The sequence below is a fragment of the Klebsiella sp. RHBSTW-00484 genome (assembly GCF_013705725.1).
In the GTDB taxonomy this organism is placed as follows: Bacteria; Pseudomonadota; Gammaproteobacteria; order Enterobacterales; family Enterobacteriaceae; genus Klebsiella.
This window is the reverse complement of sequence record NZ_CP055481.1, coordinates 1-25,814: the sequence shown is the minus strand read 5'-3', so window position 1 is coordinate 25,814 and position 25,814 is coordinate 1. Positions and strand designations below refer to the sequence as shown.

Below are 25,814 nucleotides of genomic sequence, written 5' to 3'. Positions count from 1 at the left end.
AAAGCGGAAGGCATTAATAATCGCCCCATTTCAGAGAAAGTTCAGGCCTGATAACCCGTTAGGGTCGGGCTATCAGGCTGATTGTCGGCAGTGGTGCAGTTCGTCAAAACTTCTGTTTTTTCTCCTCAACCTTCACGCCCTGGGTCGGCAGGCCGGTGTCGTAGTCGCGTACTACCGGGGAATAGCCATCCTGCGGGCGCGGGCGGAAAGCGCCCATCCAACGTGGCTGGGCCTCAGGCCGCCACGGGCGCAGGCTCCACTGATAACTGCGGAACGGGTCGCGGATTTTATCCATATAATCCAGCAACGCATCGTGCATCCGGCAGCGAACGTCGGCGAACTCATGGACATCGATCAGGTTATGTAGCTCATCCGGATCGTTAATCCTGTCGTAAAGTTCATCACTGGTAAATAGATTGAGCACCAGTTTGTACTCATCGGTCACCCAGCAGCGCACCGGGATAAAACCTCCAAAGCTGTCATGCTCAATCTCATAACGGTTGAATTCCACCATCACGCCGCGCGTCGTTTCGGCTTGCAGGATGTTTTCCCCCGGCAGGATATCCGGCTTATCGATGTCCGCCAGCGCCATCATCGTCGGCAGCAGGTCGATATGGCTGACCGGCGTATCGATCTGCATGGATTCCCCCTGCGGCGGGCGCATTATTAGCGGGATACGGGTGATGTCGTCATACATCGCCGCGCCTTTGCTGATGAGCTTATGCGCCCCCATCATCTCACCGTGATCGGAGGTGTAAATCACCCAGGTATTCTCCCGCTGCTCCGGGGTTAAGGCATCGATCACCCGACCAATCTGGTCATCAACAAAGTCGTTGCAGGCAAAATAGAGCGGATGGTGATAGCGCCCGTCTTCGCCCACCGGGGACGGCATAGCCTCGGACCATAGCCGATGGTGCTCGGGTTTATTCGCCAGCGAGTCGTGAGCCTTCGGCCCGAGGTCGTAATAAAAGTCCTGATACTTTTCCAGATACTCCACCGGGCAGGTAAACGGATGGTGCGGCTCGTCATAGGACACCACCATCAGGAACGGCTCGTCGGCGCGCGCGGGTTGATGCAGGAAGTCTACCGCCCGATTGCTGATGCGGTGCGCCCAGGTAAAGGTTTCGTCGATACCGTGTCGCTGTAAATCTTCAACCGAGTTCAGGCCGTTGCGCCACAAGCTGATCTCTTCCTCGGTCAGTTCCGCGAGGTAATTCGCGCCATCAAACCAGTAGTCAGCATCCCACTCAGAAGGGCACTCGCCGGTGCCGAAATAGTCATGCCCGTCGAGATGCCACTTGCCGATATAGCAAGTGTGGTAGCCCGCATCTTTGAAGTAACGCCCCATGGTGGAGATGTTTTTCCCCGGCGCGACGTTATTGGTCCACGGGCCGGACTGGTTGGCGTAAATCCCGGTAAACAGCCCGGCACGCGCCGGGGTGCATACCGGCGAGCAGGTGTAGGCGGAATTGAAGCGGATACCTTCAGCGGCCAGACTATCAATATTATTGGTATTCAGCGGCTTATCGCTGTAACAGCCCACCATATTGGTGGCCTGAGTATCGGTCATAATAAACAGGAAATTGGGGCGACTCATGGTTTTTCCTTAACGTCGGTAGCATAGGTAGCCGGAGCAGAGCGGCGTTCCTGCCAGTTGCTATAAATCAAATAGATAACGACTGCGGCGGTGATGGAGTAACAACTCACCGCCAGCCAGCGGGTACCGTAGCCGCCGAACTCGGCCAGTCCTGCGTAAACGCCGACCATGGCGAACAGGATGCCCAGCGAGGCAATCTTCACGTGCCGCCATGGCACCATATCCACGGCAAAAGCATCGTGGAATTTAAACGGCGTCGCCCGCGGCTTGATAAAGCCGATAATCAGCATCACCACCACGTTGATGCAGAAGGTGCAGGCCAGCACGTAGAGGAAGTGGAAATCAAACTTCACCAGGTAGTTGATGGTGATATAGCTGACGATACCGAGTCCCATCGCGACTTTAGCCGCCAACGCCGGAATGCGCGGAAAGAAGAAACCCATAATGATGATCGTTACCAGCGGCACGTTATAAATACCGTTAAGCTGTTTCATCCAGCTATACAGGCCCTGCGGCGCATTGGCGATCCACGGCGCGACAATCACCGATATTACGGCGATAAAGAGGCCAAACTTTTTCCCGACGCGCACCAGTTGATCCGGCTGGGCGTTTTCGTTGATGATGCGTCGATAGATCCCCATGCTAAACAGGGTGCTGGCGCTGTTTAAAAAACCGTTAAAGGTGCTGATAACCGCGCCAAACAGTACTGCGCCGAAGAACCCAACTAACGGGAGCGGCATCACCTTATTGACCAGCGTCGGATAGGCCATATCCGCGCTCGGCAGATCCTGATAGAGATGGAACGCGATTAAACCGGGGAGCACCAGAATCAGCGGGTCGAGCATTTTCAGAACCGCCGTCAGCAACGCCCCTTTCTGCCCTTCCGCCAGGCTTTTCGACGCCAGCGTGCGCTGCACAATCCCCTGGTTAGTGCACCAGTAGAAGGTGTTCACCAGAATCAGGCCGGTGAACGCCGCGCCAATGGGTAAGGGATCGGTGCTACTGCCGATGGAGTTGAGTTTCTCCGCATGCACCGTCGTTAGCTGCTCGATGCCCTGTAAAAAGCTCCCCTTACCCATGGCGATAAGCCCGAATACCGGCACCATCAGGCCGCCGATCACCAGACCGATACCGTTGATGGAATCGGCGATTGCCATCGCGCGCATCCCGCCGATAACGGCATATAAAATCCCCGCCAGCCCCAGCAAAATCACCAGCAACCAGATAGCGGCACCCTGAGTTAAGCCCAGCGAGTCGCCGATATGAAACAGGCTGTTAAGCGCCAGCGCCCCGGAGTAGAGAACGATAGGCAGAAAACAGACGCCAGTAGCAATCAGGAAACAGAAGTCGATAATAATGCGAGTGGTTTTATCGTAACGCTCTTCGAGAAAGTCCGGGATGGTAGCGATGCCGCGCTGCAAGTAGCGAGGCAGAAAGATCAGCGCCAGGAAGATCAGCGTAACCGCCGAGGTCACCTCCCAGCCCATCACCGACATGCCGCTTCTGTAGGCCTGCCCGGATAACCCCACCAGCTGTTCGGTCGATAAGTTGGTTAACATCAGCGAGGCGGCAATAACCGGCGCTTTCAGCGAACGTCCGGCAAGAAAATAGCCCTGCTGTGAGCCGGTATCTGCTTTTCTTACCTTCAACCAGGTAATGATAGCTACCAGCAATGTAAAACCGACAAAGCTCAAAATTTGTATCGCATTCATCTTGTAGCCCTTGTTTGTCATTATATCCTGGTGCTATTAGGTACAAAGGAATAGCGTTTTATCCAGGTAAGGCGATGAGATTCATAAAATAATGGGTAATGTATCCCTGAACGGTTATTTTTTTGCTAAATTCCCCCTATCAGGTTGCAGGCATCATTCGCTGATGGGAAATTAAAATGAATGGAAAAATACAAATTTCGCATGTAAAAAACGAAACTACGTATAATATTCCGTTAGTTCTGGAAGAAAATGTGATCTCAAGCGGGATTTCCCTGCTCTCGCTATGGCATACCCTTGCTGATGAAAGCTACCGGGTCAGCTGGCCACGCGATAAAAAGAAACCGCTTATCGCTAACTCCTGGGTGGCGATATATACCCTGCAGGGATGCGGGAAAATATATCTTAAAGACAACTCAGAAATTACTCTGAATGGGAACTGCGTCATATTCTTAAAACCTATTGAGATAAAATCCTATCACTGTGCTGGCCTGGTCTGGGAGCAGTACTGGATGGAGTTTATTCCTACCACGCTGATGCCGATTCCGATATTGCAAATTGGAACGATTTATCATGGTGATGTATTTAATAAAGAGTTAAATGAAGTAGCATTATTGATTGCAGACCGCGATCCGCTAAAAAATAATCTGGCCGTCGCCTATTTAACGAAAATCATCTATCAATGGATTTGCCTGATTGCCGAAAGTGGCAACAAAGACCGCCAACTTCAAAAGCTGGAAAACCTGATAGCCGCTCTCCACGCCAACCCGCAAAAGCGCTGGAGCGTGGCCGACATGGCTGATGCCATGCAGTGCAGTGAGCCCTGGCTGCGGCGTCTGTTTCTCCGCTATACCGGTAAAACGCCAAAAGAGTACTACCTCAATGCGCAACTGGAACTGGCACAGTCGTTATTGAAGCAGGAGGGGAATACCGTGGGTAAGGTGGCGGGGATGCTGAACTTCTTTGACTCTTTTCATTTCAGCAAAGCGTTTAAACGCCGCTTCGGCTATGCGCCCTCAGAGGTGCTAAAAATGAATGACCGGCACCCCATGGATGCCGGTCAGCAGGATTAATGCAGTTCCGGCCAGTACTCTTTGTTGGCCGCAATCAGGTCGTCGAGAATCGCTTTAGCAACGGAGGCGCTCGGTACGGTTTTTGACAGCGCAATGGCCTGCCACAGCTTGTGGTAAGAGCGGTGTTCCCAGGCGTCCACCACCAGTTTTTCTACCGCCACCTGCTGGCTCATCATCCCTTTCTGGAAGTGAGGAATATCGCCAACCGTTAGCGACTCCGGTCCGTTGTGGCCGACCAGGCATGGAATTTCCACCATCGCATCGGCATCAAAGTTATGAATCGCGCCGTTGTTCGGCACAATCAGCAGCATGCGTTCCTGGGTATTAAAGGCAATAGCCGCCGCCAGATCGACGATATAGGAAGCATGTTCGTCGATTTCCAGATCGCCTGCCGAAGAGTTACCCGCTTCAATAATCGCCCGACAGGCGCTGAAGACGTTTTTCTCACGGTGATCCATCACTTCGTTCGCGCGGGTACGTTCCGGATTGGAGTGCGCCACCACGTAGTCCGGGAACAGGTAATACTTGAGATAAGTATTCGGCATCGTATCCGGATCCAGCGCCTGCACGTCTTTCGCTTTGGCGAAGGTATCGTTCCAGCTCGCTTCGGTGTGCGGGTCGTTCGATGGCGGAACATAGCCATATTTCGCCACATGTTCGCGCAGTTTCGGCATCAAATCGTTACCTTGCAGATCTTCAATCGAGGTCCACCAGCCAAAGTGGTTAAGGCCATAGTAGCGCACGCGCATCTGCTTGCGATCCTTGAGACCGACGATTTGCGCCATCCGCCCTTCAATGCCGATCGGCATATCGCAAATGTTGAGAATTTTAGCATTCGGACGCAGGCGACGGGTTGCTTCCGCCACAATTGCCGCCGGGTTGGAGTAGTTGAGCATCCAGGCATTCGGTGAATATTTTTCCATATAATCCACCAGCTCGAGTACGCCGCCGATAGAACGCATGCCGTAGGCAATACCGCCAGGGCCGCAGGTTTCCTGGCCCAATACGCCGTGGCGCAACGGGATTTTTTCGTCTTTTTCACGCATCGGATATTTGCCCACGCGGATGTGCGCCATCACGAAATCAACGTCGGTAAAGGCCGCCTGTGGATCGGTGGTGTAGCTAAATTCAATCTCCGGTGCCTGCTCTTTGAGGATCACTTTGCACGCCTCGGCGATGGTCTCCTGACGCGCGCCGTCGTTGTCGTAAAATTTCAGCGCCCGCAGCGGGAAGCGATCCTGGTTTGCTAACAGCATCAGTACGATGCCCGGGGTAAAGGTACTGCCGCCGCCTGCGATAACAACTGAGAATTTTTTCATGATACTGCCTCCGTCATGGTGGTTTGTTCGGTCTGTAGAGAATCTTTCATTAGGGTTTCAAGCTGGTCGCGGACCTGGGGAACATGCAGGCCGACGATGACCTGAATCCCATTACCGCGGCGCACAACGCCGTGGGCGCCCAGCGCTTTAAACACGTCATCACTTTGCGTTTTCGCCATGTCGACCAGCGCAATACGCAGCCGGGTGGCGCAGTTATTAATACTCTCGATATTGCCCGCCCCGCCCAGCGCCTGCAGGAAGCCTGCGGCCTGGCCCAGTTTGGTATCCGTCGCCCCTGCGGCGCTGGTTTTGCCGCGAGCGGCCTGGTAATCGGCTTTGCTGTAGAGCTTGATTTCGCTCTCTTCACGGCCCGGCGTTTTCAGGTTCAGGCGCAGAATCAGCGCACGGAAGGTGACGAAGTAGAGGGCGGTGAAGCACGCGCCAACGCCTATCTGGATAAACATCATCGACGCGTGGTTGTGGAACATGGGGATCCAGTTTTGCGGCAGGAACTGGTCAAGCAGGCCGCCGCCAAAGTTACCCACCACGCCGCAGATATACATCACCGTCGCCATGGTCGCCGCCAGTACAGCGTGGACGGCAAACAGCAGCGGCGAGATGAACAGAAAGGTGAATTCCAGGGGTTCGGTTATCCCCACCAGCATGGCGGTCAAAGTGGCAGGAATCAGCAACCCGGCGACTTTGACGCGGTTTTCCGGCGCGGCGGTGAAGTAAAGCGCCAGCGCAATGCCTACCGAACCAAAGACCTTCGAGTTACCGTGCAGCGCAAATCCGCCTTCCGGGAACAGGGTTTTCAGCGCTTCGGTGCTTTGGCTGAACTCCTGTAAATGCTGTGCCCAGTAGACCTGAATACCGCCTTCTACCACCGCAGGACCGAAGATAAATGGGCCGTAGACGAAGTGGTGCAGACCGGTCGGGATCAGGATGCGTTCGAGGAAGATGTATACCCAGACGCCCAGCGCCCCGGCGGAGCGTAAAAAGGCCTGTAGCGACTCAATGCCCATCTGCACTTTTGGCCAGCCGAGCAGGGTGAGCCAGGCGCAGGGGATCATCGCCAGGAAAGCGACAATCACCACAAACGAGGAGCCCTGAAAGATGCCGAGGAAAACCGGCAGCGGTTTATCGAAATAGCGGTTATGCAGGGCGGTCACCAGCCCGGAAATAACAATCGCGCCGATAATGCTGGTATCGAGCGTTTTAATCCCGGCCATCATCGTCAAGCCGCTGCCTGCGGTCGGTTCAACGGAAAAGTCGACGCCGAAGAAGTGGCCCCAGGTCATCCCCATGGCGTTGATGAAATAGTTCCAGGTGAGGAAGCTAACCAATACCGCTAAGCAGGCCCGGCCCTGAGCCTGTTTCGCCAGGCCGATCGGCAGACCGACGGCGAAAATCAGCGGCATATTACGAAAGACGGTCCAGCCGCCCTCTTCAATGATGTGAACGATCTGAGCAAATAAACTATCGGATGCTGTGAGCGCTTCGCCGACGAACATCGGGTTACGCAGCATAATGGCGATACCCACCACGATCCCGGCGAAAGGAAAGAGTAAAACCGGGGTAAACATGGCGCCGCCAAAGCGTTGTATTTGACTGAGCATTTGAAAATCCTCATGTAACAACTCGTAGGGTGAGTGGCCTTATTCATACCCGGCATACTTCACGTACAGCGGTGAATTATTCAGGGTAACTATTTGTACTGGCCTGAAACGAGGATAGAAATTTGCCCGAGCGGTAACATGCAGCACCGTTGCGATTCGTGATCGCTTTCATGGTTTTAATTACGCCAATGTTGTCTACTTTTTTATATAAAATTAGATATGATGAATTCAACTGATGAAATCACCATAACGAATATATTTTATCTTTATGTATTCATTTAATTTTTATAGAAAATAATGCATTTAGTATCGATTTCAACACAATGAATAGAGGTCTACTGGTGATCTACAAATCTATCGCCGACAGATTGCGTTTGCGGCTCAATTCCTCCGATTTCGATATCGGCAGCCCGCTTCCGGGCGAGAAAAAGCTGGCGGAAGAGTTCGGCGTCGCGCGCATGACCATCCGTAAAGCCATCGACCTGTTAGTCGCGTGGGGGCTGGTGGTGCGTCGGCACGGTTCCGGTACCTATGTCGCCCGCAAAGACTTACATCATGAAACCACCAATCTGACCGGGCTGGCCGAGGTACTACGCAAGCATGGCAAAGAGGTCGTGAGCCGGGTATTGGTTTTTGAAGTGATGCCCGCGCCTCCGGCTATCGCCAGCCTGCTGCGGATACAAATTGATGAACGGATCTACTTCTCGCGCCGGGTGCGCTATGTCGATGGCAAGCCGCTAATGCTGGAAGACAGCTATATGCCGGTAAAGCTGTTTCGTAATCTGTCGTTGGTGCATCTGGAGGGGTCGAAGTTCGATTATATCGAGAAGGAGTGCGGAATAACCATCAGCGGTAACTATGAAACGCTGTCGCCAGTGCTGGCGGACAAGCAGCTGGCGCAATCTATGAACGTGCCGGAACAGACGCCGCTGCTGCGAATTACCTCCCTTTCCTACAGCGACAGCGGCGAGTTTCTTAACTATTCGGTGATGTTCCGTAACGCCAGCGAGTATCAGGTGGACTACCACTTGCGGCGCGTACTGGCACAAAATCTGTTAACCCATCCCCCAGAACAGCACCGCCAGGAGCTGCGGCGTGATGATACGTAGGAACATGACCAGCGGATAAACAGTGGCGTAAGAGAGCGCCGCCGCGCCGCTGGTGGCATGCAGGTTGTTGGCAAAAGCCAGTGCCGGAGGGTCGGTCATTGAACCGGCCAGCATGCCGCACAGGGTCAGGTAGTTCATTTTCGCGAACATACGCGCCAGAATCCCGACCGCCAGTAGCGGTATACCGGTGATAAAGATGCCGTAGGCAATCCAGCTCATACCGTCGCCTTCAATCAGCGTCGCTACAAAGTCGCCGCCGGATTTTAGCCCGACCACTGCGAGGAACAGCACAATCCCCAACTCGCGCAGCGCAAGGTTGGCGCTGGGCGGCATAAACCAGTACAGCTTACCGATACTGCCGATACGCCCGAGGATCAGTGCCATAATCAGCGGCCCGCCGGCCAGACCCAGCTTCAGCGCCGCCGGGAATCCAGGAATAAACAGAGGAATAGAGCCCAGTAGAACGCCCAGACCAATGCCGATAAACACCGGTAGCATCTGCACCTGCTGGAGTTTTTGCTGCGCGTTGCCAAGCTCGGCGGCAACCGCGTCAATCGCTTCCGGGCGGCCCACCAGATTCAGGATATCGCCGAACTGCAGGCTGGCATGGCTGCTGGCGACCAGCTCAACCCCGGCACGATTGAGGCGTGAGATAACCACGTCATAGCGCTGTTTAAAGTGCAGATCGCGGATTCTTTTACCCAATACCTTCTCGTTGGTGACCACCACGCGCTCAACTTTCAGGTCGGTACCGCGAGTGGAGAGTGAGGTAGAGACTTCTTTGCCAATCACCAGTTGAGCGTTATGCAAATCCTCTGGCCGCCCAACCAGATGCAGCAGGTCGCCAAGCTGAATCATGGTATTCGGCGCAGGCACCATCAGCATCTCCTCACGCTTGAGACGCGAGCAAATCAGCTTATCGCTGTTAAGCATTGGCACATCCTGAATCGCCATATTATTCAGGTTGGGGTTTTCCACGCGAACGTTGATAGTTTGCAGATGCGAATGACCGTTGCCGCTGTTCTCATCAAACTGCTGGGCCTCTTTTTCGACATTAATGCGGAAAAATAGCCGAACCAGCCACATCGTCAGCAGAATGCCGCAAATGCCGAACGGATAGGCCATGGCGTAACTCATCCCCATCTGGTCGACAGTATCAAACGGCACGCCAAGGTCGCGCAGGATCTGCTGCCCGGCCCCCAGTGCTGGCGTGTTAGTAACGGCCCCGGAGAAGATGCCAAGCACCACCGGAAGAGGGATATCGAACAGTTTATGCAGGACTGCGGTGACCAGGCCGCCGAGGATCACGATAAGAATCGCGAAGAGGTTAAGCCGCAGGCCGGAAACGCGCAGCGAGGCGAAGAAGCCCGGTCCCACCTGGATACCGATGGTATACACGAAGAGAATCAGGCCAAATTCCTGAATAAAGTGCAGCATTGGGCTACTGAGCGTGATGCCCGCCTGGTCCACGAAGTGGCCGACGATGATTCCGCCAAACAGCACGCCTCCGATACCAAAGCCGACACCGCGCACTTTTACATTGCCGATCCACAATCCAACTACCGCAACCAGCGCCAATACGCTAACGGTCAATGCTATATCACTCATCGTTTCTTCCCTGTGAATAACATTATCAACAAAGAGGATTATGACTGGCGCTCAATAGACTGTATGCCGCCTGGCGCACAATAATCACGGCATCAGGTTCGCTATTCCGGCGCGTCTTTACTTTTCACCGCAATTTTCAGCTGCTGAATGCTTTTATCTGGAGAAGGCAGCGCTTCCGGCATCGTGCCGCCAAGATCTTTAATCGTCTGACGCACTTTTTGCCCAACTTCATAATGGGTTTGTTGACGGATCGCCATTTTGCACAACCAGATAGCAGGCGTAGCGGGATAATTTTATATCCTTAAGTTCTCGCTGTGCCCCGGAACCAATTCTGACCATAGCGAGGATCTCCTCGAAATGGTCGTTCGCAGCATGCCCACTATTCGCGCATGCCTCAATTGCTTTGATAATCACCGGGTTAAAATGGCGATATTCTGAATACTCTAGCAATTTTGCCAATGCTCAGGCAGACCAATACTCTCTTCCCGCCTCATCTCTATTTTTAATCGCTTCAAATGGCTGCTGTTCGTTCATCACATATCCTTTGTTTCAGTGAGCCTATAAAATCTGATTATTTTTTAAACTGAAATATCTGTTGCAGCAAGGGCATTTTATGAGCGCCAGCGCACAAAAAAGCCCCGAAAATCGGGGCCTTATAGGTGTTCACTTAATTAGCTATTCAAGGCGGGACGATCGCTGATGGCGATACGCTGCGGAGCTATCTGTTCCGGCTCGTTACGAGTCAAATCGATATGCAGCAGGCCATTGGTAAAGGTTGCCCCGGAGACTTCCATATTTTCGGCGAGCGTAAAGCTCAGGCTAAATGCCTGGCTCACCAACCCCTGATGCAGCCATTTGGTCTCTTTTTCCGGCTGCTGCGGCGTACCTTTTACCGTCAGGCGCGTACCTTCCAGCTGGACATCCAAATCTTCCTGACGGAAACCGGCCAGCGCAAGAGTTATGCGATAGTGGTTATCGTCGCTTTTTTCGATGTTATAGGGTGGGAAGCTCTGGCTTTCACCGGCGGTTTGCAGGGCATTGGCCAGTTTGTCAAAACCGATCCATTGACGCAGCAGTGGGGATAAATCGTAGTTACGCATAGTATGTTTCTCCTTCTAAGAAGCGAGTTGATATCTGCAAATCCTGTGGATTTACATTTGCCTCCTGACGGCAGGCAGATTTTTAGTTTTATATCGGGCCGCATTCGCGACCCACGTAATTAGTTGATTTCGATGCGGCGCGGTTTATTCGCTTCAGGAATAACTCGCTCCAGGTCGATATACAGCAGACCGTTGACCAGGTTAGCACCGCGGATATGAATATTTTCCGCGAGCTGGAATTTACGCTCAAAGTTACGCTCGGCGATACCCTGGTACAGATAGGTACGCTCTTTCTGCTCAGCCGTATGAGAGCCTTTAACAATCAACAGGTTGTCCTGGGTGGTAATCTCCAGTTCACTCTCTGCAAAACCCGCAACCGCAATCGCGATACGGTAGTTGTTCTCGTCTACTAACTCAACGTTGTACGGAGGGTAGCCGCCATTACTCTGGCTTTGATTATTTTCTAACAGATTGAAAAGGCGGTCGAAACCAATAGCAGAACGATACAGCGGGGAGAGATCGAAATTACGCATAATAAATAGCTCCTGAAATCAGCGAGAATTATCTGACCTTCCATCATGGACAGGCCGTTATTACCCAGAATACCCATTCGGCGTATTCTCAGCGGGGCACATTCCTAAAATGGGTTTAATAACGTTATTTTCAAGATGAAGAGGGCAATTTTTTTTGCAGTTTGTTGTCTATTGCTTAGACTGGAGTCACAGCACAAAAGGCAAAGTGCGACGCCTGCCACAGTGCAGCGCAATAACACTATGCATCCATGGAATGGCTCGATATAACCGATAGAAGGTTCTATCAACGCCCGTAACAATGACGGAAGAATGATGAAAAGCGGTCTGTTAAAGCTAATCCTGTTCAGCGGGATAATAATTTCAAGCGGGTGCTCCAGCGTCATGTCACATACCGGCGGCAAAGAAGGAACCTACCCGGGGACCCGCTCCAGCGCGCAAACGCTGGGTGATGACGATACCAACTGGGGAGTCAAATCTCTGGTCGCTCTGGATATGCCGCTCACCGCCGTGATGGACACACTGCTGCTGCCGTGGGATATGTTCCGTACCGATAGCTCGGTCAAATCGCGCGTGGAAAAGAGCGAGAAAGAGACGCTGGCCACCAACTCTGTGATCCCGCCAGCGCCAATGCCTAACCCGTAATTTAGCGTGCCGTTGCGGTTATCCAAAGCTGGCGATAACCGTCCACCTCTTCCATCCAGGCAAGCTGTTTGCCGTCTGGCGAAAAGACGATCGCATCGGCTGAAGGCGGATTTTCGTGTCCGGCAGTTAAAAAGGTGATCACCCCACTCTGCGCATCGCAGAGCGCAATTCGACTCTCCAGCACAAAGCCCAGCCATTTTCCTGATGGATGCCAGTTAAACGCCGATTGAATATCTGCGCTATTGTGGGTTAGCTGCCGCGGTTCGCCGCCTTGTGGCGAAATAAGCCATAGCTGAACGACGCCGGTATCATCACGCATCAGAAAAGCAATCTCCGTGGCCTGCGGGTTGGCCCGCACCCAGTGGCGCGGCGTATTCGCAAGCCCAGGGTAACGACGTTCATGAGTAAACGTTAAGCGACGCTGAACAACGCCAGCCGGAGGCGCGGGCATCGTCGTTTCTATACCTGCCAGAGGCGCATCGCCCGGCAACTTCCAGCCCTGTTCACTCTTCGGCAATTCGACAATAAAAAGCTCCGGTACTTTATCGCCATTCATCGACTGCGTATCGCCGATAAACGCCAGCGCATGGTTGCCAACCCAGCCCTCTTCATAGGCCCGGTTGATGTCGTCGCTACCCGGGGTGGGCATCGGCGTTGTCCGACTGACCAGTACGCACCAGTGGCTGCCGCCATATTCTCGCGGATGCTGCCCACGCGGCGTGACAGGGCCATAGGGCACCGCCACGCCGACGTTGCGCAGATCGAGTAATGGATCGCGCTCGTGCAGTACATGGTCGTTATAGGTAAAGCTGACAAACTCACCGTTTGGGCTGAAGACATGCACATGGCTGCCACCGCGCAGCGCCCCTGGCGTATACGGGGCGGTGATATCCATCGCATCAAGATTGTGCGTTTCTCCCCGATATGTCACCACGCCGCGACGATGGTGGAAATCGTAATGCCAGTACTCATCCGGGTTTTCCGGGCCATGGATAAAGACGTACTGGTCTGCCGAAGGATGAACGGTCACCACGCCAACGTGCGCATTGTTTGTCGCACGATAGATCACTTCAACATCGCCGCTTTCAACATTGACGCGTTCAATGGTTTCGCCGGTAAACGACGCCCCGGACGGACGGACGTCAAAAACCAGCCACTGGCTATCCGCCGTCCAGGTGCGTGTGTTGGTAAGCTGATGATTACGGAGAGCAAAGGTGACTTGTTTCATGAGGATACCCTGATGCGAGACTTTCGCATCAGGGTATAGTATCGGCAAGAATTAACCTACTCGTTTAACATCGCCCACCAGCAGGATGTAGGAGAGCGCGCCAACCAGCGCAATCACGGATATATAGACCAGCGCAGGGGCAAAACCATAGTCCTGAGCCAGGTAACCGACCACTAACGGAACGGTGATACCGCCCAGTCCACCGACGAAATTAAACATCCCGCCGGTCAGCCCAATCAGCCGCATCGGCGCAAGCGACGAGACCAGCGACCAGGTAATCGACGCGAAGCCATTGCCAAAGAACGCCACTGCCATCAGCACCATAATCCACACCGGATCGTTGGTGTAATTCGCGCCCATAATACAGGTGGAGATCAGCAGGCCGCAGATGATAGGCGTTTTACGCGCGGCACCTAACGAAAAACCTTTTCTCACCAGCCTGTCTGCCAGCCAACCTGAGAGCAGTACGCCAACAAAGGCGGCAAGGAACGGAACCGTGGTCATAAAACCGGCTTTCAGCGCTGTAATTCCCTTTTCCTGAGTCAGATAATTAGGGAACCAGGTCAGGAAAAACCACAGCGTGGAGGTCACGGCAAACTGCCCTAGGTAAACGCCAATCAGTTTGCGGTGGAACACCAGCTTCCAGTCGGCTTTGGTCAGCGGCTGTCGCGCCTCTTTTTTCACAGGCGCATCGCCATCAACCAGGCCGCCGCCATCACGAATATAATCCAGCTCGGCTTTGCTGATGCCTTTTGTCAGGCGCGGCGGCTGATAGACCTTAATCCAGATAAATGACCAGACAATACCGATAGCACCGGTGATGATAAATACCCAGTGCCAGCTCAGCATTTCCTGAATCCAGATTAATAATGGCGTCAGGAACGCCAGCCCAACAAACTGCCCTGAGGTATAAAAGCCGACGGCAGATGCGCGCTCGTGCTCCGGGAACCAGCTGGTCACCATACGGTTGTTGGTGGGAAACGCCGGGGCTTCAAATATCCCGGTGATAGCACGCAGACCAATCAATGACATCAGCCCCGTCGCGAATCCTTGAAATAGCGTCGCCACCGACCAGCCAAAAATAGCGATAAAGTAGGTCAGACGTGAGCCAACGCGGTCCAGGAACCAGCCTCCGGGGATCTGACAAATCGTATAAAGCCACGCAAAGGCAGAAAAGACGTATCCCATTTCCGCTTTGGTAATACCAAACTCTTCCTGAATATGGGCCGATGCCACGGCGAGATTCGCGCGATCAACATAGCAAATCACCACGGTAATAAAGATCATAATCAGCGTCAAATAACGACGACGCCCGGGTTTTGCAGCTGTAACTGAAATATCCATCGCAATCTGTCTCCAGATTTTGGGCATAGCGAGACCGCTCACCATGCCCAGTAATTTACAGAGGGTGTGTTTAAAATTTTTATTAATAACTCAAATGCAATGCGCTAAATAATTCGTGCTGGGGGAAGGCGGCAAATTTTCGCATCCCCGGGAGCATACAAAAGTATGTGACCGGGGTAAGAAAATGCACCCACCGCACCACCAGTGCGAAGTATGACGCGCATTTACCATTCGGCGACAGAACCATCCTCATGCCGCCACAACGGATTACGCCAGTCCGGCGCATTCTTACTGAGCTCAACAACCCTTGCTTCATCGATTTCTACGCCAAGCCCCGGCTTCATTAGCGGTTTAAAGAAGCCGCCTTCCATATTGAAATCTTCTTTATTCTTCACAAAGTCGAGCAGTTCAGCCCCCTTGTTATAGTGAATGCCCATGCTTTGCTCCTGGAATACGGCGTTATAGGAAACAAAGTCAATGTGCAGGCAGGCGGCCAGCGCGATAGGCCCCAGCGGGCAGTGCGGTGCCAATGCCACATCATAAGCCTCTGCCATACCGGCGATTTTGTAGCATTCGGTGATGCCACCGGCATGGGACAGATCAGGCTGCAAAATGGCCAGACCGCCCGCTTCCAGCACGCGTTTAAATTCAAAACGCGAGAACATGCGTTCGCCTGCGGCAATAGGAATTGAGGTTTGTGCTGCCAGTCGTGGGTAATATTCCGCTTGCTCCGCCAGAACCGGTTCTTCAATAAATAATGGGCGATACTGTTCCAGTTCTTTAATTAATACTTTTGCCATTGGCGCGCTAACGCGACCGTGAAAATCGAGACCGAATTCAATTTCATTGCCAAAAGCCTCGCGAATTTGCGCTACGGTGTTCACCGCCGCATCTACCGCACGTGAGTTATCGATAAGTCCCAGCTCTTCACAGCCATTTAATTTAAAGGTATCAAAACCGATCCCGCGCAGTTTCTTGATACCATCAATCACTTCTGCCGGACGATCGCCGCCGACCCAGCTGTAGGCTTTGATTTTGTCTCGTACCAGGCCGCCCATCAGCTGCCAGACCGGCGCGTTCAGCACTTTGCCTTTAATATCCCACAGTGCCTGGTCGATACCGGCGATGGCGCTCATTAGGATCGGGCCGCCGCGATAAAAGCCCGCGCGGTACATCACCTGCCACAGGTCATTGATACGCGCCGGGTCCTGGCCTATCAGATAGTCACCAAGTTCATGCACCGCCGCTTCTACGGTTCGCGCACGCCCTTCGATAACGGGTTCGCCCCAGCCAACCACGCCTTCGTCGGTTTCAATCTTCAAAAACATCCAGCGAGGGGGTAAACGATACGTGGTGATTTTGGTTATTTTCATTGCACTGCCTCTCGATACGCTTTAACAAATGCTGCCGCCTGCTGTGCGGTACGTTCTACGGACTGCCCGGCGCGATAGAGGTCGCTACCCAGCCCGGCTCCAATACAGCCTGCCTTTAACCACTGCGCCAGATTTTCCGGCGTGACGCCGCCCACGGCGAAAACGGGAACATCCAGCGGTAAAACGGCTTTCAGCGCCTTGATATAGTCAGGGCCAAACGCCGAGGAAGGGAACACTTTCAGCACCTGAGCACCCGCATCCAGCGCGGTGAAAGCCTCAGTCGCCGTCGCACATCCCGGGCAAACCGTCATGCCGTAGCTCACCGCACGGCGAATCACCTCGGGCTGAATATTTGGCGTGACGATAAGCTTGCAGCCCATTTCGGCAAGCTGGTCCACCTGTTCAGGCTTAAGTACGGTGCCTGCGCCAATCAGCGCTTTATCGCCGTAAGCATCCACCACGGCGGGAATGCTTTTTTCCCACTGCGGTGAGTTAAGCGGGATTTCGACGGCGTCGAACCCGGCCTCAATCACGGCGCCCACGTGCGCCAGCGCATCTTCCGGCGTAATGCCGCGCAAGATAGCGATAAGAGGTAGATTAGTTTGCCACTGCATGAGCGATGCTCCTTATTCCTGTCTGAAATGCCGTATCGCCATCCACCGTACAGACTTCACGCCCGATAGCGTGAAAAGCCTGAAGATAGCGCGACGTGAGTGATGACCCCGCAACAAGCGTGATGGACTGCTGCCCGGAGAACGGTTCACTCAGGGTGGCAACTTCCGCGCCAATCAACAGGCCTGATAAAAACTCGCTAACCTGCTCGCGCGGCAGCGAGCCCAGCACGTGCGAAGCGCGAACCTCAAAAAGCTGCGGCAGTACGGTTGGCGAATTAAGACCACGTTCGAGTCCAGCGCTGAAAGCTTCCATTGAGGATTCCTGCTCTGGCAGACCCGCGCCCACCAGCGAGTAGCGCAACAGCAGGTGATGCAATTCGCCGGTCATCACTGTACGAAAATCATGGATTTGTTGGCGGTCAGCCTGCACCCATTTGCAGTGGGTGCCGGGCATCACATAGACAGAAGAAGGGGCAATCGCCTGCGCGCCAAGGAGCTGAGTCTCTTCGCCGCGCATCACATTATGGTTATCGTCACGAGAAACGCAGAGCCCGGGAATAATCCAGACGTTGTCGCTAACGGACGTCAACTGTTGACCAATGGCAGAGAAATGAACGGGAACCGGCAGGTAGGGCGCAATCTTCCAGCCCACGTTGCTGCCAACCATTCCCGCCATCACTACCGGGGTAGCGCTGTCGCGCCAGTTTTGGGTTATCTCGCTAAACACCGCTGCGGGAGATTTTCCGTTCAGGCGCGTGACGCCTGCTTCTGATTGCCTGCTCTCCAGGCACTGGTCGCCCTGATAAAGCCAGGCGCGCAGATTGGTCGATCCCCAGTCAATTGCGATGTAGCGAGATGTCATGTGATTTCCTTCAACCTTCGTGTGGAGCTGGCAATCATGTTGAGTGCCGCCTGCTCTGCCGCTTCGCTGTCCTGATGCCGGATGGCGTCAAACAGTGCCTTATGTTCCTGGAGCGTTTTCGGCATGTTGGCCTCATCGCCCATCCAGGTCCTTTCAAATACGGCTCGCTGTAGCGAGCTGATCGCGATGCTGAGCTGTTGCAAAACCGGGTTATGTACCGATTGCAACACCGCCTCGTGATAGCGAATATCTGCTTCGTTAAACGCGTCTCTGTCCTGGTTGTTGGCGATCATGTCGTTGAGCGCCTCTTCGATTTGCGCCAGATCGCTCGATGTCGCGCGTTCCGCCGCCCAGCGGGCGATTGCCGGTTCCACCAGGTTACGCACTTCGCTCATCGCACCAATCAACCGTGGGTCATAATCGTTCTCCAGCACCCACTGTAAGACGTCGGTATCGAGATAATTCCATTGGTTACGCGAGGCGACGAACGCGCCGCGATAACGCTTCATTTCAATCAGTCGCTTGGCCATCAACGAGCGGAAGACTTCGCGAATGATATTGCGCGAGGTTTCAAACTCCTCACACAGGTCGGCTTCCGCTGGCAGCGCAGAACCGGGAACGTATTTACCGCTAACAATCTGCTTGCCCAGCGTAATGACGATGCGATCGGTTTTGTTGAGAATCATGGAGAGTCCTTGTGCTCTGGATGTACCTCTCTACTTTACCGCGACAGGCGGATTTGACCGCAACTTTGTAGTACTAACGTGATAGCACTCATCATCGCCACGAACATAATGTAGTACGATTTTATCGTGTTGTACTACAATTTAGATCACAAAAACGACAATTGAGTGTAAGGATTTTCTTGAGTGGTAAACTGGGGGCATAAAAAAACCCGCGATCGACGCGGGTTGTTCATGAGCGAGATGATTTAATTTAGTACGTATTTTTCAATGGCATACGCGACACCATCTTCCAGGTTAGATTTGGTGATAAAGTTTGCCGCTTCCTTCACCGCCGGAATGGCGTTATCCATCGCGACACCAACGCCAGCGTATTCAATCATCGCAATATCATTTTCCTGATCGCCAATCGCCATCACTTCTTCCGGTTTGATGCCCAGCGTATCGGCCAGCGATTTCACGCCGGTGCCTTTAGTCACGCGTTTATCAAGAATTTCAAGGAAGTACGGCGCGCTTTTCAGCACGGTGTATTTCTCTTTCACCTCCGCCGGGATGCGGGCAATGGCCTGGTCCAGAATCGCCGGTTCGTCGATCATCATCACTTTCAACAGCTGAATGTTCGGATCCATATTTTCCGCTTCGCAGAACACCAGCGGGATCGTCGCCACGTAGGATTCATGCACCGTGTAATAGCTCACATCGCGGTTAGCGGTATACAGGGTATTACGATCGAGCGCATGGAAATGGGAGCCGACTTCGCGGGCAAGCTGTTCCAGATAGCGATAGTCATCGTAGCTCAGCGCGGTTTGCGCAACGGTACTGCCGTCGCTCGCCTTCTGTACCAGGGCACCGTTATAGGTGATGCAGTAATCTCCCGGCTGCTCCATATGCAGTTCTTTCAGATAACTGTGCACGCCAGCGTAAGGGCGACCAGTGGTCAGCACCACATTGACACCGCGTTCACGAGCTGCGGCAATCGCGGTTTTCACCGCAGGTGAAATGGTATGGTCTGGCAGCAGCAGCGTGCCGTCCATATCAATTGCAATCAGTTTAATAGCCATGAAATCCCCGGGTAAGATGAGTCCTTACTCATGCTAACGCGATTCCGCTCAAAAAACAGCAATAGAAATCGGGATAAAGGGGGATAGAATTGAGAAGAGGGATTCCTCTTTTGCGGACAAAAAACGCCCGGTTGCGCAAGACACAACCGGGCTGATTTTACGCAACTACTATTAGATATCGATGTTCGCCGCTTTCAGGGCGTTCTCTTCGATAAAGGCGCGGCGCGGTTCAACGGCATCGCCCATCAGGGTGGTGAACAGCTGATCGGCAGCAATTGCATCTTTCACAGTAACGCGCAGCATACGGCGGCTGTCCGGGTCCATGGTGGTTTCCCACAGCTGATCCGGGTTCATCTCACCGAGGCCTTTATAACGCTGGATAGAAAGGCCGCGACGGGACTCTTTCACCAGCCATTCCAGCGCCTGTTCGAAGCTGGCAACCGGCTGGCGGCGCTCACCACGTTCGATGAATGCATCGTCTTCGATCAGGCCACGCAGCTTCTCGCCGAGGGTGCAGATGCGATTATATTCCGGCCCGGTCACAAACTCGTGGTCCAGCGGGTAATCGGTATCCACGCCGTGGGTACGCACACGGACAATCGGTTCAAACTGCTGCAGCTCGGCGTTCTCGCGGATATCGAATTTCCACTGGCTACCGTGCTGCTCTTTCTCATTCAGCTCGCTCACCAGGGTGTTAATCCAGCGAGTTACCGCCTGCTCGTTGCCCAGATCGGCCTCTGCGAGCGTTGGCTGATAGATAAGCTCTTTCAGCAGCGATTTCGGGAAGCGACGCTCCATGCGGCCAATCATTTTCTGCGTAGCATTGTACTCAGACACCAGTTTTTCCAGCGCTTCGCCCGACAGGGCCGGCGCGCCTTCAGTGGTATGCAGGGTCGCGCCATCCAGAGCAATGGTGAGCTGATACTGATCCATCGCCTCATCATCTTTGATGTACTGTTCCTGCTTGCCTTTCTTCACTTTGTACAACGGCGGCTGCGCAATGTAGACGTGGCCGCGCTCAACGATTTCCGGCATCTGACGATAGAAGAAGGTCAGCAGCAGCGTACGGATGTGCGAGCCATCGACGTCCGCATCGGTCATGATAATAATGCTGTGATAACGCAGTTTGTCCGGGTTGTACTCGTCACGACCAATGCCGCAGCCCAGCGCGGTAATCAGCGTTGCCACTTCCTGAGAGGCGAGCATTTTGTCAAAGCGCGCTTTTTCAACGTTGAGGATTTTACCTTTCAGCGGCAGGATCGCCTGGTTCTTACGGTTACGCCCCTGTTTTGCAGAGCCGCCCGCTGAGTCCCCTTCCACCAGGTACAGTTCAGAGTGAGCCGGGTCGCGTTCCTGACAATCAGCCAGTTTGCCCGGCAGACCAGCCAGATCCAGCGCGCCTTTACGGCGGGTCATTTCACGTGCGCGACGAGCTGCTTCGCGCGCGCGCGCAGCATCGATAATTTTGCCGACCACAATTTTGGCATCAGACGGATTTTCCAGCAGGTATTCGTTCAGCAGTTCGTTCATCTGCTGTTCTACCGCCGTTTTCACCTCGGAAGAAACCAGCTTATCTTTGGTCTGCGAGGAGAATTTCGGATCCGGTACCTTGACGGAAACAACCGCAATCAGGCCTTCACGAGCATCGTCACCGGTGGCGCTGACCTTCGCTTTTTTGCTGTAGCCTTCTTTATCCATGTAGGCGTTCAGGGTACGGGTCATCGCCGCACGGAAGCCTGCAAGGTGAGTACCGCCATCACGCTGCGGAATGTTGTTGGTAAAGCAGTAGATGTTTTCCTGGAAGCCATCGTTCCATTGCAGCGCCACTTCAACGCCGATACCGTCTTTTTCGGTGGAGAAATAGAAGATATTCGGGTGGATCGGCGTTTTGTTCTTGTTGAGATACTCAACAAACGCCTTGATGCCGCCTTCGTAGTGGAAATGATCTTCTTTGCCATCACGCTTATCGCGCAGGCGAATAGAAACCCCGGAGTTCAGGAACGACAGCTCACGCAGGCGTTTTGCCAGGATTTCATATTCAAATTCAATAACGTTGGTGAAGGTTTCATAGCTCGGCCAGAAACGCACCATAGTACCGGTTTTTTCGGTATCGCCGGTTACGGCCAGCGGGGCCTGCGGCACGCCGTGCGCGTAAATCTGACGGTGAATTTTATTGTCGCGCTGAATCACCAGTTCCAGTTTCTGCGACAGGGCGTTAACCACGGAAACGCCTACACCGTGCAGGCCGCCGGAAACTTTGTAGGAGTTATCATCAAATTTGCCGCCTGCGTGCAGCACGGTCATGATAACTTCCGCCGCCGATACGCCCTCTTCCGGGTGGATCCCGGTCGGAATACCACGGCCATCATCCTGTACGGAGACGGAGTTGTCGCTGTGGATGGTGACAACGATGTCTTTACAGTAACCTGCGAGCGCTTCGTCGATAGCGTTATCCACAACCTCGAATACCATGTGGTGCAGACCGGTGCCGTCATCCGTGTCGCCGATATACATACCAGGGCGCTTACGCACCGCATCCAGCCCTTTCAGGACTTTGATACTGGAGGAGTCATAAGAATTCGACATCAACGTTTCTCGCTCATTTAATCTTAGGTTAATCCGCTATTTTACCCTTTTCCACGGTAAACATCTTCGAATTTTCGTCCGACATGTCTATAACGTGTTCAGCGCTGATGGCGCTGACGAAAACCTGCGACTGCGTCGCTTTTAAACGACTGGCAAGCAGCCCGCGCCGCGCGTCATCAAGTTCCGAGGCAAAATCATCTATCAAGTAAAGGCAGCGCCGACCGCTCTCGCGGGTCAGAAACTCGCCTTGCGCCAGTCGTAGGGCGCACATCAGCAGCTTAAGCTGCCCGCGCGATAAGGTATCCTCCACCGGCGCACCGTCGGCACGAATGCGGAAATCCGCCTTGTGCGGGCCGTGGGCAGTGTAGGTCAACATGCGATCGCGCTCGAAACTTCTCTCCAGCACCTCGGCATAATCCGTTTCTTTCTCCCAGCCGCGCTGGAAAGAAAAGGTGAGAGCGAATTCCGGTAAAAACTGCCGACAGGTATCCGCCATATCTTCGACGATAGCGGCGCTGTATTCGGCACGCCAGCGGCTGATTTGTTCCGCCAGCGGGATCAATTCGAGATCCCATGGCCGCAGTTGGGCATAGCGGCTGACCTGACGCAGCGCGGCGTTGCGCTGCTTCACCAGGCGCTTCAGGTTGCTCCAGGCGGTAAAGAATCCGGCTTCGTTGTGGAAGCATCCCCAGTCAAGGAAGGCTCTTCTGTATTTGGGGCCGCCGTTGAGTAAAGTAAAGCCCTCGGGTGTGATCAGCTGCATCGGTATCAGATGTGCCAACTCCGCCACTTTATGGCCGTCGGTACCGTCGATACGAACCTTGCTGTCGCCCTGCTTATCTTTGGTCAGGCCGATAGAAACTTCGCGCTCTTCACCTTGCAGGCGCCCGTGCAGAACAAACGATTCCTGCTCGTGACGGATCACGCGACCAATCTGCAAACTGCGAAACGCCCGACCGTGGCCGAGCGTATAGATAGCTTCCAGCACGCTGGTTTTGCCGCTGCCGTTGGCGCCAACCAGGAAGTTAAAGCCGGGGGATAAAGCGAGATCCGCATTTTCAATATTGCGGAAGTCTTTGATGAGCAAGCGCGTCAGTGACATATCAGCGTTCTTTGGGCCAGGGCGTTATCGGCGCAGCCAGTTTCAACGCGGACTGCGCGCAGACCCTGGAGCGTACACGAAGTACGTGACAGGGGCGAGCACAGCCCAGGTTGAAAATGGCAAGTAAGATAGCCCGATATTTTCCACTACAGTCTCATTGGCATAACAACGTAGGCCGCGGATTGCGATGCGGCATCTTCAATCTGCACGCTCGAAACCGAATCGGTCAGCAAAATACGCACGTTCTCGCACTTCAGCGCATTAAGCACATCCAGCACGTAGCTAACGTTAAAGCCGATTTCCATCTCTGTCCCGGCATAGGTGACATCCAGAATTTCTTCTGCTTCTTCCTGCTCCGGGTTATTAGCGGTGATTTTCAGCTGATTTTCACTGACGTACAGGCGCACGCCGCGGAATTTCTCGTTCGAGAGAATCGCTGCGCGGGCAAATGCCTGCTTGAGAATATCGCAGCCGGCATCCAGGTGTTTATCCGGATTTTTCGGCAATACGCGGCGATAATCAGGGAAACGGCCATCAACAAGCTTCGATGTGAAGATAAAGTCACCAACGTGGGCTCGGATATTGTTGCTGCCGATCTGCACGCGCAGCGGCGTCTCGCCGCCGTCGAGCATACGCATCAGCTCAATCACCCCTTTACGCGGCACGATCACCGAATGGTTCGGCAACGATTCTTCCAGCGGCATAGAGCAAACCGCCAGGCGGTGGCCGTCGGTCGCTACGGTACGCAGTTCGCTACCTTCGGTTTCAAACAGCATGCCGTTTAAGTAGTAGCGAACATCCTGGTGAGCCATCGAAAACTGAGTGGCTTCGATCAGGCGCTTCATCGTCGCCTGCGGCAGGGTGAATTCAACTTCGCTCTGCCAGTCATCGAGGTTCGGGAAATCTGCGGCGGGCAGGGTCGACAGCGAGAAACGGCTGCGCCCGGAGCGTACCAGCATGCGGTCGCCTTCCAGCTGTACCACGATCTCCGCACCTTCAGGCAGGCCACGGCAGATATCAAAAAATTTACGCGCTGGAACGGTCGTTGCTCCCGCTTCGTGCGGTTGAATCAGCGCCACGCGCGCGACCATTTCCATTTCCAGATCGGTACCGGTCAGCGACAGCGCGCCATCGGTAACCTGAAGGAGCAGGTTGCCGAGAATCGGCAGCGTCGGACGACCACCTAACGGACCGCTCACCTGTTGCAGCGGTTTTAATAAATGTTCACGTTCTACGGTAAATTTCATAGCGTCACGAGGATAATGTTCTGATTAAATTGGAAAAATCTTCTTTGATGTCGTGGCTTTCTTCACGCAGTTGCTCAATTTTACGGCAGGCGTGCAGGACGGTGGTATGGTCACGACCGCCAAACGCATCGCCGATTTCCGGCAGACTGTGGTTGGTCAGCTCTTTTGCCAGCGCCATCGCCATTTGACGAGGGCGCGCCACCGAACGGGAGCGGCGTTTAGACAGCAGGTCCGCTACCTTAATCTTGTAATACTCCGCCACCGTCTTCTGAATGTTGTCGATGGTGACCAGTTTTTCCTGTAACGCGAGCAGATCGCGCAGCGCTTCGCGCACGAAATCGATAGTGATCGCTCGGCCAGTAAAGTTGGCATTAGCGATAACGCGGTTCAGTGCACCTTCCAGCTCACGTACGTTGGAACGCAGGCGCTTAGCGATAAAGAACGCCACTTCACCCGGCAGGCGAATATCGTTTTCGTCGGCTTTTTTCATCAGGATCGCCACGCGAGTTTCCAGCTCTGGCGGCTCGATCGCTACAGTCAGGCCCCAACCGAAGCGTGATTTCAGACGATCCTCAACCCCGTTGATCTCTTTCGGATAGCGATCCGACGTCAGGATGATCTGCTGATTGCCTTCCAGCAGGGCATTGAAGGTGTGGAAAAACTCTTCCTGCGAGCGCTCTTTATTCGCAAAGAACTGGATATCATCGATCAGCAGGGCATCAACGGAACGGTAGTAACGTTTAAACTCTTCAATGGCGTTGTTTTGCAGGGCTTTTACCATGTCCTGCACAAAACGCTCGGAGTGCATGTAAACCACTTTCGCGTTCGGTTTGCGCGCCACAATGCCGTTACCTACCGCATGCAAAAGGTGGGTTTTACCCAGACCGGTGCCGCCATAAAGGAACAGTGGGTTGTAGGCTCCGCCAGGGTTATCAGCAACCTGGCGCGCCGCCGCGCGAGCCAGCTGGTTAGATTTACCTTCAACGAAGTTATCAAACGTATGCTTAATGTTAACGTTGGAGCGATAAGTCGGCTCTGCGGGTGCGGGGACGTTATCCCAGCCCGGACGCACAATTGTCGGCGCAACGCGCGCCGTCTGAACCTGAGCCGCAGGCGCGGTGGCCGCAACGCTTACTGTGCTTCTGTGCGGCTGAACCGCAGGCTTAGTGCCAACTTCAAAACGCAGCTGTGGGGCATCAACACCGCAAAATTCATTGAGGAGGCCATTGATATTATTGAGGTATTTATCCCTTACCCAATCGAGCACAAAACGGTTTGGCGCATACAGTGCCAGCGTGTTATCGCTCAATTCCGCCTGCAAAGGGCGTATCCACATACTGAATTCTGTGGCTGGTAACTCATCCTGCAATCGGGCAAGACACTGCTGCCAAAGCGAAAGTGACAC

At 53.8% G+C, this 25,814-nt stretch carries 21 protein-coding genes, 1 pseudogene and 1 other annotated feature; of the genes and pseudogenes, 3 read left to right on the top strand and 19 right to left on the bottom strand.

The window, feature by feature from the left end; all coding sequences use genetic code 11:
• Positions 1-103: 103 nt before the first annotated feature.
• On the bottom strand, positions 104-1,597 hold the full coding sequence (locus tag HV213_RS00110) for a sulfatase-like hydrolase/transferase (protein ID WP_181484340.1): 1,494 nt from the start codon (positions 1,595-1,597) through the stop codon (positions 104-106).
• A complete protein-coding gene (locus HV213_RS00105) occupies positions 1,594-3,309 on the bottom strand; it encodes a solute:sodium symporter family transporter (RefSeq protein ID WP_110275991.1) in 1,716 nt (571 codons plus the stop codon). The genes HV213_RS00110 and HV213_RS00105 overlap by 4 nt, the downstream gene beginning before the upstream one ends.
• A gap of 176 nt (positions 3,310-3,485) precedes the next feature.
• On the opposite strand from HV213_RS00105, the gene HV213_RS00100 reads away from it, so the two are divergent.
• Positions 3,486-4,379 carry a helix-turn-helix transcriptional regulator gene (locus tag HV213_RS00100; RefSeq protein ID WP_181484339.1) on the top strand — a complete coding sequence of 298 codons (894 nt, stop codon included), beginning with the start codon at positions 3,486-3,488 and terminating at the stop codon, positions 4,377-4,379.
• Here HV213_RS00100 and HV213_RS00095 read toward each other — a convergent pair.
• Both HV213_RS00095 and HV213_RS00090 read right to left on the bottom strand, forming a co-directional pair.
• Positions 4,376-5,698 carry a 6-phospho-alpha-glucosidase gene (locus HV213_RS00095; RefSeq protein WP_181484338.1) on the bottom strand — a complete coding sequence of 441 codons (1,323 nt, stop codon included), beginning with the start codon at positions 5,696-5,698 and terminating at the stop codon, positions 4,376-4,378. The genes HV213_RS00100 and HV213_RS00095 overlap by 4 nt on opposite strands.
• Positions 5,695-7,317, bottom strand: coding sequence for an alpha-glucoside-specific PTS transporter subunit IIBC (locus tag HV213_RS00090; protein ID WP_181484337.1), 1,623 nt, complete (start codon positions 7,315-7,317; stop codon positions 5,695-5,697). The genes HV213_RS00095 and HV213_RS00090 overlap by 4 nt, the downstream gene beginning before the upstream one ends.
• A gap of 341 nt (positions 7,318-7,658) precedes the next feature.
• On the opposite strand from HV213_RS00090, the gene HV213_RS00085 reads away from it, so the two are divergent.
• Complete coding sequence (locus HV213_RS00085; protein ID WP_181486301.1) at positions 7,659-8,426, top strand: GntR family transcriptional regulator; 768 nt, start codon at positions 7,659-7,661, stop codon at positions 8,424-8,426.
• Here HV213_RS00085 and HV213_RS00080 read toward each other — a convergent pair.
• The 4 genes and pseudogenes from HV213_RS00080 to ibpA form a co-directional block, all read right to left on the bottom strand.
• Positions 8,373-10,034: a putative transporter gene (locus HV213_RS00080; protein ID WP_181484336.1), complete on the bottom strand. Its 1,662-nt coding sequence runs from the start codon at positions 10,032-10,034 to the stop codon at positions 8,373-8,375. The two genes, HV213_RS00085 and HV213_RS00080, sit on opposite strands and share 54 nt — an antisense overlap.
• A 101-nt stretch (positions 10,035-10,135) precedes the next feature.
• Positions 10,136-10,568: pseudogene (locus HV213_RS00075) on the bottom strand (BRO family protein).
• 137 nt (positions 10,569-10,705) lie between these two features.
• Positions 10,706-11,134 carry a small heat shock chaperone IbpB gene (gene ibpB, locus HV213_RS00070; protein WP_110275997.1) on the bottom strand — a complete coding sequence of 143 codons (429 nt, stop codon included), beginning with the start codon at positions 11,132-11,134 and terminating at the stop codon, positions 10,706-10,708.
• Between the two features lie 119 nt (positions 11,135-11,253).
• A complete protein-coding gene (gene ibpA / locus HV213_RS00065; protein WP_181484335.1) occupies positions 11,254-11,667 on the bottom strand; it encodes a small heat shock chaperone IbpA in 414 nt (137 codons plus the stop codon).
• Positions 11,661-11,736 (bottom strand) — a sequence feature (ROSE (Repression Of Heat Shock gene Expression) occurs in the 5'-region of heat shock genes and acts as an RNA thermometer to modulate expression.). It overlaps the preceding gene by 7 nt.
• Positions 11,737-11,976: 240 nt before the next feature.
• Here ibpA and HV213_RS00060 point away from each other — a divergent pair.
• Positions 11,977-12,309: a YceK/YidQ family lipoprotein gene (locus HV213_RS00060; RefSeq protein WP_110275999.1), complete on the top strand. Its 333-nt coding sequence runs from the start codon at positions 11,977-11,979 to the stop codon at positions 12,307-12,309.
• Position 12,310: 1 nt separating this feature from the next.
• On the opposite strand, the gene HV213_RS00055 is transcribed toward HV213_RS00060, so the two are convergent.
• From HV213_RS00055 to dnaA, 11 genes are all read right to left on the bottom strand, one after another.
• Positions 12,311-13,537 (bottom strand): DUF3748 domain-containing protein, encoded by a 1,227-nt coding sequence (locus HV213_RS00055; RefSeq protein ID WP_181484334.1) that lies wholly within the window; start codon positions 13,535-13,537, stop codon positions 12,311-12,313.
• Positions 13,538-13,588: 51 nt separating this feature from the next.
• Complete coding sequence (locus HV213_RS00050) at positions 13,589-14,926, bottom strand: MFS transporter (protein WP_181484333.1); 1,338 nt, start codon at positions 14,924-14,926, stop codon at positions 13,589-13,591.
• Positions 14,927-15,105: 179 nt separating this feature from the next.
• A complete protein-coding gene (dgoD, locus tag HV213_RS00045) occupies positions 15,106-16,254 on the bottom strand; it encodes a galactonate dehydratase (protein ID WP_181484332.1) in 1,149 nt (382 codons plus the stop codon).
• Complete coding sequence (locus tag HV213_RS00040; protein ID WP_181484331.1) at positions 16,251-16,868, bottom strand: 2-dehydro-3-deoxy-6-phosphogalactonate aldolase; 618 nt, start codon at positions 16,866-16,868, stop codon at positions 16,251-16,253. The genes dgoD and HV213_RS00040 overlap by 4 nt, the downstream gene beginning before the upstream one ends.
• Positions 16,852-17,730 (bottom strand): 2-dehydro-3-deoxygalactonokinase, encoded by an 879-nt coding sequence (locus HV213_RS00035; protein ID WP_181484330.1) that lies wholly within the window; start codon positions 17,728-17,730, stop codon positions 16,852-16,854. Before HV213_RS00035 ends, HV213_RS00040 begins: the two co-directional genes overlap by 17 nt.
• A complete protein-coding gene (dgoR, locus tag HV213_RS00030; RefSeq protein WP_181484329.1) occupies positions 17,727-18,416 on the bottom strand; it encodes a D-galactonate utilization transcriptional regulator DgoR in 690 nt (229 codons plus the stop codon). Before dgoR ends, HV213_RS00035 begins: the two co-directional genes overlap by 4 nt.
• Before the next feature lie 245 nt (positions 18,417-18,661).
• Complete coding sequence (yidA, locus tag HV213_RS00025; RefSeq protein WP_181484328.1) at positions 18,662-19,474, bottom strand: sugar-phosphatase; 813 nt, start codon at positions 19,472-19,474, stop codon at positions 18,662-18,664.
• Positions 19,475-19,645: 171 nt separating this feature from the next.
• A complete protein-coding gene (gyrB, locus tag HV213_RS00020) occupies positions 19,646-22,060 on the bottom strand; it encodes a DNA topoisomerase (ATP-hydrolyzing) subunit B (RefSeq protein WP_110276009.1) in 2,415 nt (804 codons plus the stop codon).
• Between the two features lie 28 nt (positions 22,061-22,088).
• On the bottom strand, positions 22,089-23,162 hold the full coding sequence (recF, locus tag HV213_RS00015) for a DNA replication/repair protein RecF (protein ID WP_181484327.1): 1,074 nt from the start codon (positions 23,160-23,162) through the stop codon (positions 22,089-22,091).
• A 146-nt stretch (positions 23,163-23,308) separates the two neighbouring features.
• A complete protein-coding gene (dnaN, locus tag HV213_RS00010; RefSeq protein WP_181484326.1) occupies positions 23,309-24,409 on the bottom strand; it encodes a DNA polymerase III subunit beta in 1,101 nt (366 codons plus the stop codon).
• Between the two features lie 4 nt (positions 24,410-24,413).
• Complete coding sequence (dnaA, locus tag HV213_RS00005) at positions 24,414-25,814, bottom strand: chromosomal replication initiator protein DnaA (RefSeq protein WP_110276012.1); 1,401 nt, start codon at positions 25,812-25,814, stop codon at positions 24,414-24,416.

What these genes read in the sequence shown, in the direction of transcription:
- HV213_RS00110 (WP_181484340.1), bottom strand. Translation starts at nt 1,597, where the DNA reads ATGAGTCGCCCCAATTTCCTGTTTATTATGACCGATACTCAGGCCACC.
- HV213_RS00105 (WP_110275991.1), bottom strand. Translation starts at nt 3,309, where the DNA reads ATGAATGCGATACAAATTTTGAGCTTTGTCGGTTTTACATTGCTGGTA.
- HV213_RS00100 (WP_181484339.1), top strand. Translation starts at nt 3,486, where the DNA reads ATGAATGGAAAAATACAAATTTCGCATGTAAAAAACGAAACTACGTAT.
- HV213_RS00095 (WP_181484338.1), bottom strand. Translation starts at nt 5,698, where the DNA reads ATGAAAAAATTCTCAGTTGTTATCGCAGGCGGCGGCAGTACCTTTACC.
- HV213_RS00090 (WP_181484337.1), bottom strand. Translation starts at nt 7,317, where the DNA reads ATGCTCAGTCAAATACAACGCTTTGGCGGCGCCATGTTTACCCCGGTT.
- HV213_RS00080 (WP_181484336.1), bottom strand. Translation starts at nt 10,034, where the DNA reads ATGAGTGATATAGCATTGACCGTTAGCGTATTGGCGCTGGTTGCGGTA.
- ibpB (WP_110275997.1), bottom strand. Translation starts at nt 11,134, where the DNA reads ATGCGTAACTACGATTTATCCCCACTGCTGCGTCAATGGATCGGTTTT.
- ibpA (WP_181484335.1), bottom strand. Translation starts at nt 11,667, where the DNA reads ATGCGTAATTTCGATCTCTCCCCGCTGTATCGTTCTGCTATTGGTTTC.
- HV213_RS00060 (WP_110275999.1), top strand. Translation starts at nt 11,977, where the DNA reads ATGATGAAAAGCGGTCTGTTAAAGCTAATCCTGTTCAGCGGGATAATA.
- HV213_RS00055 (WP_181484334.1), bottom strand. Translation starts at nt 13,537, where the DNA reads ATGAAACAAGTCACCTTTGCTCTCCGTAATCATCAGCTTACCAACACA.
- HV213_RS00050 (WP_181484333.1), bottom strand. Translation starts at nt 14,926, where the DNA reads ATGGTGAGCGGTCTCGCTATGCCCAAAATCTGGAGACAGATTGCGATG.
- dgoD (WP_181484332.1), bottom strand. Translation starts at nt 16,254, where the DNA reads ATGAAAATAACCAAAATCACCACGTATCGTTTACCCCCTCGCTGGATG.
- HV213_RS00040 (WP_181484331.1), bottom strand. Translation starts at nt 16,868, where the DNA reads ATGCAGTGGCAAACTAATCTACCTCTTATCGCTATCTTGCGCGGCATT.
- HV213_RS00035 (WP_181484330.1), bottom strand. Translation starts at nt 17,730, where the DNA reads ATGACATCTCGCTACATCGCAATTGACTGGGGATCGACCAATCTGCGC.
- dgoR (WP_181484329.1), bottom strand. Translation starts at nt 18,416, where the DNA reads ATGATTCTCAACAAAACCGATCGCATCGTCATTACGCTGGGCAAGCAG.
- yidA (WP_181484328.1), bottom strand. Translation starts at nt 19,474, where the DNA reads ATGGCTATTAAACTGATTGCAATTGATATGGACGGCACGCTGCTGCTG.
- gyrB (WP_110276009.1), bottom strand. Translation starts at nt 22,060, where the DNA reads ATGTCGAATTCTTATGACTCCTCCAGTATCAAAGTCCTGAAAGGGCTG.
- recF (WP_181484327.1), bottom strand. Translation starts at nt 23,162, where the DNA reads ATGTCACTGACGCGCTTGCTCATCAAAGACTTCCGCAATATTGAAAAT.
- dnaN (WP_181484326.1), bottom strand. Translation starts at nt 24,409, where the DNA reads ATGAAATTTACCGTAGAACGTGAACATTTATTAAAACCGCTGCAACAG.